The sequence below is a fragment of the Bacillus sp. X1(2014) genome (genome assembly GCF_007678255.1).
This window is the reverse complement of sequence record NZ_VEED01000002.1, coordinates 245367-258153: the sequence shown is the minus strand read 5'-3', so window position 1 is coordinate 258153 and position 12787 is coordinate 245367. Positions and strand designations below refer to the sequence as shown.

Annotated in this window: 10 protein-coding genes and 1 pseudogene; 9 read left to right on the top strand and 2 right to left on the bottom strand. The window is 38.0% G+C overall.

Annotated elements, in window-relative coordinates:
• The first annotated feature begins 173 nt into the window (after positions 1-173).
• The 3 genes and pseudogenes from FS608_RS05205 (at position 174) to FS608_RS05195 (ending at position 2562) form a co-directional block, all read left to right on the top strand.
• A complete protein-coding gene (locus tag FS608_RS05205) occupies positions 174-494 on the top strand; it encodes a hypothetical protein (RefSeq protein ID WP_186328614.1) in 321 nt (106 codons plus the stop codon).
• Positions 457-1474, top strand: a pseudogene (locus FS608_RS31895) (molybdopterin-dependent oxidoreductase); the annotation flags it as partial. The gene FS608_RS05205 and the pseudogene FS608_RS31895, both read left to right, overlap by 38 nt.
• Before the next feature lie 104 nt (positions 1475-1578).
• Positions 1579-2562, top strand: a complete 984-nt coding sequence (locus FS608_RS05195; protein ID WP_144548200.1) for a proline dehydrogenase family protein — start codon at positions 1579-1581, stop codon at positions 2560-2562.
• Positions 2563-2719: 157 nt separating this feature from the next.
• Here FS608_RS05195 and FS608_RS05190 read toward each other — a convergent pair whose 3' ends face one another.
• A complete protein-coding gene (locus tag FS608_RS05190) occupies positions 2720-3145 on the bottom strand; it encodes a hypothetical protein (protein WP_144548199.1) in 426 nt (141 codons plus the stop codon).
• Between the two features lie 239 nt (positions 3146-3384).
• Between FS608_RS05190 and FS608_RS05185 the strand changes: the two genes are divergently transcribed.
• Together FS608_RS05185 and FS608_RS05180 are read left to right on the top strand one after the other, a co-directional pair.
• A complete protein-coding gene (locus FS608_RS05185) occupies positions 3385-4545 on the top strand; it encodes a M15 family metallopeptidase domain-containing protein (protein ID WP_144548198.1) in 1161 nt (386 codons plus the stop codon).
• 145 nt (positions 4546-4690) lie between these two features.
• Positions 4691-6940 (top strand): SpoIID/LytB domain-containing protein, encoded by a 2250-nt coding sequence (locus FS608_RS05180; protein ID WP_186328613.1) that lies wholly within the window; start codon positions 4691-4693, stop codon positions 6938-6940.
• 64 nt (positions 6941-7004) lie between these two features.
• On the opposite strand, the gene FS608_RS05175 is transcribed toward FS608_RS05180, so the two are convergent.
• Entirely contained in the window at positions 7005-7526 is a 522-nt protein-coding gene (locus FS608_RS05175; RefSeq protein ID WP_144548196.1) for a methylated-DNA--[protein]-cysteine S-methyltransferase, read from the bottom strand.
• 215 nt (positions 7527-7741) lie between these two features.
• Between FS608_RS05175 and FS608_RS05170 the strand changes: the two genes are divergently transcribed.
• The 4 genes from FS608_RS05170 (at position 7742) to FS608_RS05155 (ending at position 12762) form a co-directional block, all read left to right on the top strand.
• On the top strand, positions 7742-8566 hold the full coding sequence (locus FS608_RS05170) for a formate/nitrite transporter family protein (protein ID WP_144548195.1): 825 nt from the start codon (positions 7742-7744) through the stop codon (positions 8564-8566).
• 183 nt (positions 8567-8749) lie between these two features.
• Positions 8750-9748 carry a VanW family protein gene (locus tag FS608_RS05165; protein WP_144548194.1) on the top strand — a complete coding sequence of 333 codons (999 nt, stop codon included), beginning with the start codon at positions 8750-8752 and terminating at the stop codon, positions 9746-9748.
• 56 nt (positions 9749-9804) lie between these two features.
• Positions 9805-10842 carry an alpha/beta fold hydrolase gene (locus FS608_RS05160; RefSeq protein ID WP_144548193.1) on the top strand — a complete coding sequence of 346 codons (1038 nt, stop codon included), beginning with the start codon at positions 9805-9807 and terminating at the stop codon, positions 10840-10842.
• A 162-nt stretch (positions 10843-11004) separates the two neighbouring features.
• Positions 11005-12762: a bifunctional metallophosphatase/5'-nucleotidase gene (locus tag FS608_RS05155; protein ID WP_260871576.1), complete on the top strand. Its 1758-nt coding sequence runs from the start codon at positions 11005-11007 to the stop codon at positions 12760-12762.
• Positions 12763-12787 lie beyond the last annotated feature (25 nt).

The window sequence follows — 12787 nt, the reverse complement described above, 5'->3', positions numbered from 1 at the left end:
CCTCATTATAACAAATATATAGGGATAATATCAATTCTTTCATCACGTGCCAGACACCTTTTTTTGCTACACCCTCTTTTTTTGTTTATAGGTAGGTTATATGGAAAAGATTATAATGATTTCCATTTTTAGTATTCTGCTAATGTATGGAATAGGAAAGGAGTGACGTGACATTGTCAGGTCCTAGTTTAAGAAAAAAAGATGCGCACTCGTCCATTCATGAAGCCGCACTAAACGAAGCAATCGAGTTACGAATGTTATTTCAGAAATTCCTTGAAGATGGTGACAAGGAAAAGGCATTACAGGTAATAGAAGTTACGATCGAACATTGGGAATCCCGTACATTGAAACATGCTGAGGCGGAAGAGGATGGGCTATATAAGGATATTATTGAAGCAAATCCAGATATGGTGACCACAGTGATCCAGTTAACTCGTGATCATCACCTCATGCGATCTATCATTAATTGGCGGGACGATTTTAAGTCTTTATGATTGGTATGCCGATCTTCCTCCAGCTTCACCTCAAGTATGGGGTGACCAGACGGATGTTCCTGAAAGTGGTGATTGGTATAACACGAAATACTTCATCATCTAGGGGACAAATATTCCACAAACGAGAACTCCCGATACCCATTTTATGGTGGAATTGCGCTATAACGTGACAAAAGTAGTAGGCGTAAGTCAGGACTATGCAGAATATGAAAAATTTGCAGATATGTGGCTACCTGCCAAGACGGGGACGGATGGAGCACTTGCCATGGCCATGACCCATGATATTTTAAAAGAATTTTATGTAGATAAGCAAACACCGTATTTTTTCGATTATGCTAAGAAATACACGGATTTGCCCTATCTTGTCCTGTTAACGAAAAAGGATGGCGGTTTTCGCTCCGATCGTTTTCTGCGGGCCTCTGATATTTCACAAGATGAAAAATTAGCCGAGTGGAAAACCGTCGTTTGGGATGAAAATCTCAAAAATTTTGTGATCCCAAATGGAAGCCAAGGGTTTCACTGGGATGAAGGAAAAAAGTGGAGTTTAGATATGACAGCAGAAGATGGCTCGGAAATTAGTCCGTTGCTTAGTTTTTTGATGAAAAAGATGATGTTGCACTGATCGAATTCCCTTATTTTGCAAAAGTAGAGGGCGGAACGAACAAGCGTGGAGTTCCTGTTAAGAGGATAAAAGACCAAGATGGAAAGGAAGATTTTAATGCGGTGTCAGCACGCTTAGGCTGGCTCCCAAGCTTTCCACAGCTTTCGCAAAATTTATTGGAAGTAATGAAGGAAGCGAGGTCACGCACAGTTAACGACCTGGCTTTGATTGACGATGTAGCAAAACAGTTAAAAGAAGGAAACCTCGATTTTGCCATTGAAAATCCAAATGACCTCCGTAATTTTCCGCTTGTATTTTTACCTGGCGCTCTAATTTACTGGGTGACAGCGGAAAGGGCCACGAATATTTTGTTAAACATTTTTCATTTCAACCGTGACGTTTAAGTTGGAAAATTCGCAAAATAAATATTAATGAAAGCGTATGCTATAATGATGGTAAAAATAACAGCAAGGGGTAATCGCTATGTTGAAAGACATTTTTATGGGCTTATCACAAAATCAATTTTTAAATAGTACAGCTAAAAAATATGGCTTAAAACTAGGGGCACAAAGTGTCGTAGCTGGTACCAATATACCTGAAGTAATTCAAAGTATTAAAGAGCTGAATGCTCATGGAATTTCATGTACGGTTGATAACTTAGGTGAATTTGTTTTTAAAGAAGAAGAGGCAACCCAAGCAAAAGAACAAATTCTAAACGTCATCGATGCGATTCAAGAGCATAAAGTGGATGCACATATCTCCTTAAAACCAACGCAAGTAGGTTTAGATATTGATTATCAATTCTGTTTAAATAATGTAAGAGAAATCGTTGATAAAGCACATCAATATGATATTTTTGTCAATATTGATATGGAGGACTTCAAACACTTACAACCAACCTTTAATTTATTGGACGACCTATCGTTGGAATACAATAATGTCGGTACAGTGATTCAATCCTACTTCCACAAGGCGCAAGAATACCTTGAAAGATATCAAAATTTCCGCATTCGTCTAGTAAAAGGTGCTTATAAAGAGTCAGCAGAAATCGCTTATCAAGATAAAAAAGATATTGATGAGAACTTTATTAAGATTGCCGAATGGCATCTGTTAAATGGGAAATTCACTTCGATTGCAACACATGATCATCGCATTATTAATCATGTGAAGGAATTTGTAAAGAAGCATGATATCCCGAATGACAAATTTGAATTCCAAATGCTTTATGGGTTCAGAAAAGACATGCAGCTGGAGCTGGCTAGTGAAGGTTATAACTTCTGTACGTACGTTCCTTTCGGTAATGATTGGTACGGATATTTCATGAGACGTCTTGCCGAACGCCCTCAGAACTTAAATCTTGTCGCGAAGCAAGTCTTTAACAAAAAAACGAATACCGTGCTTGGTGTTGCTGCAGGGGCATTTTTATTAGGAAGACTGACTAAGTCTGACAAGAAAAAAAGACGGTAATCAATTTAAGCGCATTCAGGATTCATTAAGGAAATGAAAACCTCCCATCAAAACAGATGGGAGGTCTTTATAGTATAGGAATTGTTGAAGGAAACAGGTCTGCTAGGAAAAAAAAGGCACCTAGCCTTTGTTAGTTATTTTTTTTACCACAAAGGTGTCAGGCACCAGGCTTCACTGCGTTATATGAAAAATTGCTGTCATCCCATTGGAAAAGTCCTTCTTGAAGTTTAATTGTTGCATCGAATGGGCGGTCAATTGGAGTATCACCATCTTGAACAGTTTCATCCATGCTGTTACACTTTTGATCCATTAATTGCTTCTTCAGACGAAGCATGTCAAGTTTTGAAGCTACACGAAGGATTTTATCAAGAGTTAACTTCTTTTCACTAATCCCATGGCTGTTACAAATGCTTGTCTGAAAGCTCTTATTGTATTGAAGCATCATATGCAAATCATTAATACACGCCACGCCAAAAACCTCTTTAATAACGTCCTCATAGCGCAGCTGGGTGCCAGTTGCGAATTTAATAATATTCTTTTCAGGATTTTCTAAGAAATAAACTGTTTCGATAAAATCTTCCATGAAAACACCCTCTCTGTTATTCCTATACGGTCATCTGAAATTCCAGTATGTTAATTTATTATATCACATTTTCGTCGTAATTGCTGACTAGACTCGATGTATGTAGAATTTTGTCGTAAAACATATCGCAAGAATTATTTAATGGGGATTTTTTCCTTGTGAAATTATAGATTATTATGTAAATTTTGATATAATAATATAGTCCTATTTAACTAGATTATAATTTATGAGGAGGAGAAATGAGATTTTTTGTCAAAATTTTTATTCATGTTATGGTATTAGCACTAATTTTCCCATTGATTATTCCAAGTGAAAAAGTCCTCGCTGCAACATGTAAAGGCATAACCCCCATTACAGATCCAGTTGCACTTAGAATGGATCAAGGTGAAATGGTGATTTGGGAGAATGTTCATCCCAATCTACTTTCAGCAAAAATAAAATATGAAAAATTGCTGAAAGCGAAGGGCTGGAAGATTAAATATAATTCCGCCTATCGTCCCTATCAATATCAAAGGCACTTTTATGAAATTGTTACAGGAGTTTCGTCAAAGTGTAAACGCTCTGAAAGAAGCAAGCATGAATTGGGACCATTGGTTGCAAAGCCTAGTAAAAAAGCCCCTCATACAAGAGGTATCGCATTTGATGCCATTATCACAGATAAAAACGGAAAGCCGTTAAATGGATTACACTACGTAAGTGCTTCTCTCTTAAAAGTAGCAAAGCAAGCTGGGCTAAAATTTATTAGTACAAGCAGGGACGGCGTACATCATGAACTAATCACTACCACCGTTCCAAAAGTTACTGCTAAGGTTCCGTCGCCTGTACAAACTACATATCTAGTAAAAGGAAAGATTACTTACAAAACTGGACTTGATGTAAAAAACTTCCCATATAATGCGGCACCTAAAATAGGAAAAGTACTTTTAAAGGAAAATGTTGAAATCGCCGCAAAATCGGGTGATTGGTATAAAATAAAATATGGAAAAGGATATGGGTGGATAAAGAGAGGAACTAAAAACCTCACTCTGCTTCCTTATATGCCGATCATATCAAGTCTAAAGATTAATTATGATGTTAATTTGTATGACCAGCCAACCATTTCATTGAAGCAAACCAGATCAATTGTTCCGCAAACAGTAAAGGTTATGAAAAAAAGCGAAAATGGATGGTACCTCATTAATACCACATTGGGGGCGAAATGGGTTTATATTAATCCCAAACCATTGAAATATCTGCAAGTACCTAAGGTGGCAAAACTATATAGCAAGCCGTCTGCTTCCGCCAAGACGAGTGGAAAAATCACTCCTCGAAAAGTGAAGGTATTCGTTGACCGAGGGGATGGGTGGTATCAAATTTCAACCAGTTCTGGTGCTAAATGGATTCAAATTACTGTTCGCTAAACTCACCATTTAGGTGAGTTTTTTTCTATTATTTTTCTATTAATAGGACTTAATACTTACCAGTATTATCATGTTGTTGATTAATAGATTCATAAAGTATGATTATGATAAATAGTGATCATCATCATATGAATGGAGAATGTTAGTGATAAGATTGATTGCAGGTTTTCTAGCTTTTTTATTATTATTTAACTTACTGAATATAAATATGTCAGCCGAAAGTATAGAACCAAAGATTAAAGTGAAATTGGTTAATTATCTCGGGAATAAATCAGAGATTACAATAAAACCAGCAGGTGCTTATTTCATTGAGGATTCAACTGTCAGATTAACCTCAGGAAAGTCGTATCTCGTAAAATATGATAATAATAAAATAACATTAATTGACGGAACCATAACTTTATATAGCGCAGAAAATGTAAATTTATTGCCATCAAGCGAAACCGATTATTTATCTATCAATAATCGGAATTATTTAGGTTCATTTCAATTTGTCCCTGAAAATTCAAAGTATGTTCGTCCAATTAACGAGATTTATATGGAAGATTATTTAAAAGGTGTTGTCCCTTCAGAAATGTATGCAAGTTGGAACCGTGAAGCCCTAAAAACGCAAGCGGTGGCTGCTAGAACCTATGCACTCTCCTATAAATCGGTGACGATTGATGATACGATTAATTATCAAGTATATGGTGGTTATACTTGGAATCCCAATAGTACTGCTGCAGTGGATGAGACAAAAGGGGAAGTCCTAAAGGTAAACGGCCGGCTCATTAGTGCTGTTTTCTCTGCAAGTAATGGTGGGAAAACAGAATCAAACGCCAATGTCTGGGGCTCCTCACCTCTCTCATATTTACCCATTAAAGAGGATCAGTTTGATGCAAAAACTGCTTGGAAATTTTCTGTTAGTAAACAACAATTTAATCCTACTGGTTTGACATGGAGTCAAATGAAGGAAAAAGATACAACCATTATCGATACAATAAAAGCATGGATGTCCACTCATGGTTATGCTGGAAAAGAAATAAAGATAACGGCTATTCCAGTTTTAAGCTTACACACTCCAACATCAGGCGGTCGTGTTTCCAAAGGGAATATATCGGTTGAATTTTTAACAAAAGATAGAATTGACGAAAATGGCGCATATATTCCTCAAAAATTAGAATACAAAAATGTCGCTGCATCACAAATTCGTGCAATGGTCGGCAATCGGATGATGTTGAGTTATCTTGTTTCAACCATTGCAGAAACTGCAGAAACAATTACAGTGTCAGGACTTGGTGATGGTCATGGCGTTGGTCTAAGTCAATGGGGTGCACAGAACCGAGCTAATGCTGGGCAAAAATACAATGAGATTCTTGGCTTTTATTATGTTGGTGCAGCACTTGTAAAAGAATATGGTGACAGACCAGTGCCTGTCATTGAAGTTCCAGTTGAACAAACAGAACAAACAACGCCAAGTACAAATGAACAAGTGCAACCAGATTCAACGGAGCAAACAACTACTGGTGGAATTGAAGATGTGCAACCAGAATCAGATTCATCGGAACAATCTACTACAGGTGGAACTGAAGAACAAGCAGCAGTAGAACCGACAGTCGAAACTCCATTGACACCAATCAAAGATCAAACAGCTCCCACGATTAGTGAGGTCAAAGTAAATGTTGATTATACAAAAAATAAAACACTAATCAGATTTAAGACGAACGAAAAAGCTAAGGTAACGGTTTATCTGAAGGACAGTAAAGGCAAGATTTTCACCTACTTATTAAAAGATGCCCTTACTGAAGCAGGATCAATTTCCAAAGAATATAACAGTTATTCTTTAGCTAACGGAAAATATTATGCAGGAATTATTACCGTCGATTTAAGTAATAACAGATCGTCAACGTTGCCATCTTTTGAAGTAAAAAAAGACAAGACTGCACCTAAATTCAGCAGTGTCAAGGCAAGCATTGATAACAAAAAAAATAAAGCCCACATTACTTTTAAAACTAACGAAACCGCTAAGGTGACAGTTTATATTAAAAACAGCTCTGGTAAAATCCTAAGTTATTTGAAAAAAGATATCCAAACAAAAGCAGGAACCATTAATCAGGATTACAATACCAATTCACTAGGTAATGGGAAATATTCGGTCGTAATGTCCGCGACGGACACAAGTAAAAACCGTTCGACCGTGACAACTAGTTTTGTAGTTAATAAAGTTGTCAAAACGAAAACGGGTAAAGTGACTGTGTCTCGGCTGAATGTCCGTACTTCAGCTTCAACCAAAGGCAGAGTGATTGGGTCGTTAAAGAAAAATCAAACAGTAAAAATTGTTTCTACAACCCGGTCATGGTATAAAATCAAATATGGTAAAACGACAGGGTATGTATCAAAATCTTATATAAAATAGCAATATGAACAAAATACTATTTGAAAAGAATGGCTCGAAGATTACTTCGAGCCAATCTTTTTTATCATTTTGTGTAGGAAGGCAATTTTTCCAAATCCAACAGCTTTTCTTTCATCTCCAAACCACCCCGAAAACCAGTGAGCTTACCATTCTTTCCAATCACACGATGACATGGAACAGTGATTAAAATTGGATTGGCCCCAATTGCAGAGGCTACAGCACGAACCGATTTTGGTTTTTGGAGGATTTCAGCAATTTCCGAGTACGTATGTGTAGACCCGTAAGGAATTTCATTTAATGCGTTCCAAACAGATTGTTGAAAAGGAGTTCCATAAAAATCGGTTGGAAAAGTAAACTTCGTCCTGTTTCCTTGAAAATATTCAGCGAATTGTGCAGCATATACTTTCATCTGATGATCATTTTGTTCCAATTGGTGCTGAGGGAATTTTTTCTGCACCCAGTCCATTAACTCCTCAATGCCCTTATGGTCTGACCCAACATAACAAAGCCCTTCTGATGTAGCTGCAAGGTACATTTCCCATGGACCCTGAACAAACAGACTCCAATAAATGATTTTCTTATCCATTGTAAAATCTCCATTCTTAATTCATTCTTTGGTATCAGTATACATCTTTAAATGTTGGAAGTAAGTAAATTTGAATAAAAAAGAAGAGTATGTAAGCGCTATAAAATAGTTAAAGAAATATTCACAGGATTTTAGAAGAATTTGTTATAAAATAAATTATGTTAAATATTTCACAATATCAAAGAGTCTAGTTTATTTAAAAAGGAGTCCTTTTGATGGGATACAGTAAACCCGAAAAAATTATGGAAATTACCATTGAGAATGGAGTGAAAAAGTCAAATTACCCTCTAGTACAAACTTTGATATTGGGTTTTGAAGCAGGTGCCTTCATTGCGTTAGGTTATTTACTTTTCATCCGTGTGACAGCAACTCTCACAGGAAATATAGAAGGGTTAAGCAGCTTGATTGGTGCCTCTGTCTTTCCAATTGGTCTTGTCCTTACTTTACTAGCAGGTGGAGAACTTTTAACAGGAAATATGATGGCAGTTCCAATAGCTAGGATGGCAAACAAGATTAGCACCAGGCAGGTTATTTATAATTGGTTCCTAGTTACGGTTAGTAACTTTGTCGGGGCCATTTTTGTGGCTTACTTTTTTGGACATTTGGTTGGACTCACGGAAACAGGACCATTTTTGGAAAAAACCATTAGTATCGCTGACCATAAATTAGAAGCCAATTTTCTCCAAGCCTTCATTTCGGGGATAGGCTGTAATTGGCTCGTTGCTGCGGCTGTATGGCTTTCATATGGTGCCAATGATATGGTCGGAAAAATTACCGGTATTTGGTTTCCGACGATGGCTTTTGTCGCGATTGGTTTTCAACACGTGGTAGCTAATATGTTTGTGATTCCTGCCGCGATATTTGCAGGACATTTTACCTGGTTAGCCTATATAGAAAATTTTATCCCTGTTTTTCTTGGAAATGCGGTGGGCGGATCGATATTTATTGCTATGGCCTATTGGCATGCCTATAAGAAACAGGAACTTACTTTTTCTGAACCAAAAGTGATTCATCCTATAGTGAAAAGTAATATAAGATAAACCGCAGATATATAGAAAAAACATTATATTTAGTTAATAAGCTCCTAATTAAGGGGCTTTTTTACATTTAAAAACACTTATCAATCATATTGACATGTTGCCGCGAATAAAATCGGAGAATGAATGGACTTCATTTGGAAGTCCAAGATCATACATGAAAATATAGGATAAGAGGTTGGGGAAATGAAAAAACGCTCGTGGTTCATTACAGTTTTAATCAGTTGTAGTTTTTTAGGATTGGCCGGTTGTACAGAAACATCCGTGAAAGAAAAGGCGGTGGAAGAAAAAGTTACGGCACCAAAGCAAAATCCAATCCAAACACCGCAAGGAGAATCTCAAAAGGAAGAAGAACCTAAACCCATTACGGTCAATGTTATTGACCCCAATACGAAATCGATTATCAAAAGCTTTCTGCCAGTTGACCTGGGATTTGGAACTAATAACGATGCATATAAAAAGGAAATAGAGAAGTGGGCAAAGGAGTTGGCAAGAGGAACGAAAACTAACCCTGGCTATGACCAACGAATGGTCCTCGATAAGATCGACACAAACGGTCAAATCATAAAAGGGAAACCAAGAATTATTTTAGAAGAATCCGAGTTGGTTGAAAAGGTGTTAACTGCATCAGCAGCGGGAGGCGATGTGGAACTGCCTCTTTATGTGACCGAGAGCGGGTATAAACCAGAAGATGTGAAGCGATTAGGAGAAGTGGTCGTTGCAACCTATACCACCAGATTTAACAGTGGGGTAGTGGGCCGATCAAAAAATATTAAACTGTCAGCAGATGCGATCGATAATGTCATTGTTGGCGCCGGGGATATTTTCTCCTTTAACACGACAGTTGGGCCAAGTGATGCCGCACACGGATATCAAAAAGCAAAGGAAATTGTGAATAAAAAACTAGTCGACGGAATTGGCGGTGGGATTTGTCAGACTTCCTCCACTTTATTTAATTCAGTGGACCAATTGGGGGTTAGTTATATTGAAAAACATCACCATTCCTTGTCAGTTGGTTATGTCCCTGCTGGCAGAGATGCCACCGTCTCCTATGGCGGACCAGACTTCAAATTTCAGAACACAACAGGCGCACCATTTCTCATCAAATCCATCTACAAAAAAGGCTCATTAACCATTGAAGTAAGGACATCAGCAGCTTTCCAAGCTCTGATTCTGAAACATTAACATGGTGTCTGATAACAAGTGCAGTTTACTACAAGTTAAGAGGGGGGGCTTGAATTTTGGGGTTGTTTTCGAAGCGAGAGTTTACGATTGCTGATGAAGGTATTGATTTGGTTGATAAGATAAACCTGGGTGGAGTAGAGCACTCTGTTCTGATCCAGGGCAATGATGTAACAAAGCCCTTGTTGTTATTTATTCATGGCGGCCCCTGTATGCCGGTTCCGGGCGTTGTTTCACGAGGTCAGGATTATGCTGTTTCCATTTCTACAAAGGAGCTTGTTAAACATTTTGTGGTAGTGTTTTGGGACCAACGGGGAGCAGGGAAAACCTATCTTACCAATACACCCAAAGAGTCTTTTCGGGTCGAACAATATATTTATGATTGCCATGATTTAATCGATATCTTAAGAAGTCGTTTTAAGAAAGAAAAGGTATATTTAGCAGGTCATTCTTGGGGAACGATAATCGGTTTATCAATCGCATCCAGATACCCAGAAAAACTTCATGCTTATTTCGGCATATCGCAAATTATTAATTGGCAGGAAAATGATCAGATTTGTTTTGAATGGCTAAGAGCTAAAGCCGAGAAAGCCAAGGATGGGAAAACACTTAAGAAATTAGAAAAACTAGGCCGCCCGCCATATCTGTTATTGAAACAATGGACCGATTTTCGCAGGCCCCTGATAAAATATAATTCGATGGTTTATGAAAGTGAAACAGTGAAGCATCCAGGGATGCTTGGCAGTTTAAAACTTTTCTTAAATAGCTCAGAATACTCTATGAAAGAAATCTTCCATACACTTTATAGTTCTTACAAATTAACCTATACCCAAGAATTAGTGGAGGATTTTGCACAGGTTGATTTTAAAAAAACAAAAAGGTTAGAAGTCCCTCTGGCCTTTTTACACGGGGCAAAAGATGTTCATGTTGACGGAAGACCTGTTGAGCAATATTTTAATAAACTCGATGCCCCGCATGGAAAAGAATTGGTTTGGTATGAGAATTCTGGGCATATGTTTCACCCAGACGATACAAAGAAAATTGAAAAATTTGTCATCGACTACGCAAAAAAACTATCAGAAATATTGGTGGTTTAACGATTAAAAGTATGTTTTAAAAAGCCCGCTATTTTGTCTTCAACGGTGAAGTTGAAGACAAAATAGCGGGCTTTTTCTATTTATGATCTAGAGATATGTATATTGCTTCCATTGAAAACAAAAAATACCATGGTTCATTTATAAATTAGTAGGAGGATTTGCATGGATTGGTTTAAGAAAGCATTTATATCATTAACTCTCGTTATATTATTCGGAGGGTTTGAAAATCTAAGTGTTGCAGCTATAGGCCTTAAAGAGTCAGAACACCCAGATCAAACGATGCGTCAAACCCAGTCTGTAGAGGCAAGCAGACAAAAGCCAACGGAAGCAAAAGGTCAAGGCTTATCGGAAAGCTATCATGGTCACAAATCTAATCGTCCGGAAACGAAAAATCCTAAAAAGAAAAAAGCTCCTGCAACGAATAATCGTTTCATTCCGATTCAATTATTAGGAATTAATGACCTGCACGGGCAGTTAAATGTTACCCGGAATGTTAATGGAAAACCAGCGGGCCGGGTAGATTATCTAGCCGCTTATTTAAAACAGCGTGAAGCAGAAAACAAAAATACACTGTTGATTCAAAATGGAGACATGGTTGGAGCCAGCCCGCCAGTTTCTGCCCTATTACAGGATGAACCGACGATTGAAATCTTGAACAAACTTGGATTTGATATCGGAACTGTTGGTAATCATGAATTTGATGAAGGGGTTAATGAACTGCTCCGCCTGATTAAGGGTGGGACACACCCGAAAACTGGCAATTTTGCAGGTTCAAATTTTCCATGGATTGTAGCGAATGTAATAGATGAAAAAACAGGAAAAACGATCCTGCCTCCTTACCAAATTATCAAAGTAAATGGAATGCCGATTGGCTTTATCGGTGTTGTGACAACCGAGACGCCGACGGTAGTTGTCCCAAGTGGGGTAGCCGGATTAAAATTCACCGATGAGGTAGAAGCCATTAACAAGAATGTAGCAGAATTGAAAAAACAAGGGGTAAGGTCGATCGTTGTTTTAGCCCATAACCCAGGTACATCAGGTCCAAATGGAGAAAATCCAACAGGACAGCTGGTTGATATTGCTAATCGTGTCGACGATGAAGTGGATATCATTTTTGGCGGCCATAATCACGCTCATATGAACGCAACGATCGATAATAAGTTAGTGGTTCAATCCTATTCTTATGGCACTGCTTTTTCAGATGTGGATATTGAGATTGATCCAAAAACAAAGGAAATCGTCTCAAAAACGGCAGAGATTGTAACTACCTTCCAAGAAGGGATGAAACCAGATCCAGAGATTAAACAAATGATTGAGGGCTACGAAGCAAAAGTGGAACCCATCGTCAATCGTGTGGTCGGCTCTACAGCTGAAAGTTTGACCGCTAAACAAAATGAAAATGGAGAGTCCGTTCTTGGGAGTTTTATTGCCGATGCACAAAGAAATGCCCTAAAAACGGAATTCTCGTTTATGAATCCTGGCGGAATTCGAGCTGACATTGATCCAGGTGAGATTACTTGGGGAGAAATTTACACCGTACAGCCTTTTAATAATGACCTTGTCAAAATGACGATGACAGGACAGCAGATTCGTGACTTGCTTAACCAGCAATGGACTGCAACTAAGACGAACATGCTGCAAATCTCTGGGTTAACGTATTCTTGGGATGCGAGTAAACCAATCGGACAAAGGATTGTGAGTATTAAATTGCCAGATGGCACAGAGATCGATGCAAATAAATCTTATTCAGTGACAGCGAATATTTTCCTTTCTGGCGGCGGTGACGGATTTACCGTATTCATTCAAGCCCAAAATAAAGAAATCGGTCCTAATGACCTGGATGCGTTAGTAAACTTTATCTCAGCCCAGCCTAAACCATTCACTTATCGCATTCAGAATCGTATTCAAAAGGTTCAGTAAAGAGAAATAGGGTGTCAGGCTCTAA

Bases quoted from the DNA above. Each gene is read 5' to 3' on its own strand.
- FS608_RS05195 (WP_144548200.1), top strand. From the start codon at position 1,579: ATGTTGAAAGACATTTTTATGGGCTTATCACAAAATCAATTTTTAAAT.
- FS608_RS05190 (WP_144548199.1), bottom strand. From the start codon at position 3,145: ATGGAAGATTTTATCGAAACAGTTTATTTCTTAGAAAATCCTGAAAAG.
- FS608_RS05185 (WP_144548198.1), top strand. From the start codon at position 3,385: ATGAGATTTTTTGTCAAAATTTTTATTCATGTTATGGTATTAGCACTA.
- FS608_RS05175 (WP_144548196.1), bottom strand. From the start codon at position 7,526: ATGGATAAGAAAATCATTTATTGGAGTCTGTTTGTTCAGGGTCCATGG.
- FS608_RS05170 (WP_144548195.1), top strand. From the start codon at position 7,742: ATGGGATACAGTAAACCCGAAAAAATTATGGAAATTACCATTGAGAAT.
- FS608_RS05165 (WP_144548194.1), top strand. From the start codon at position 8,750: ATGAAAAAACGCTCGTGGTTCATTACAGTTTTAATCAGTTGTAGTTTT.
- FS608_RS05155 (WP_260871576.1), top strand. From the start codon at position 11,005: ATGGATTGGTTTAAGAAAGCATTTATATCATTAACTCTCGTTATATTA.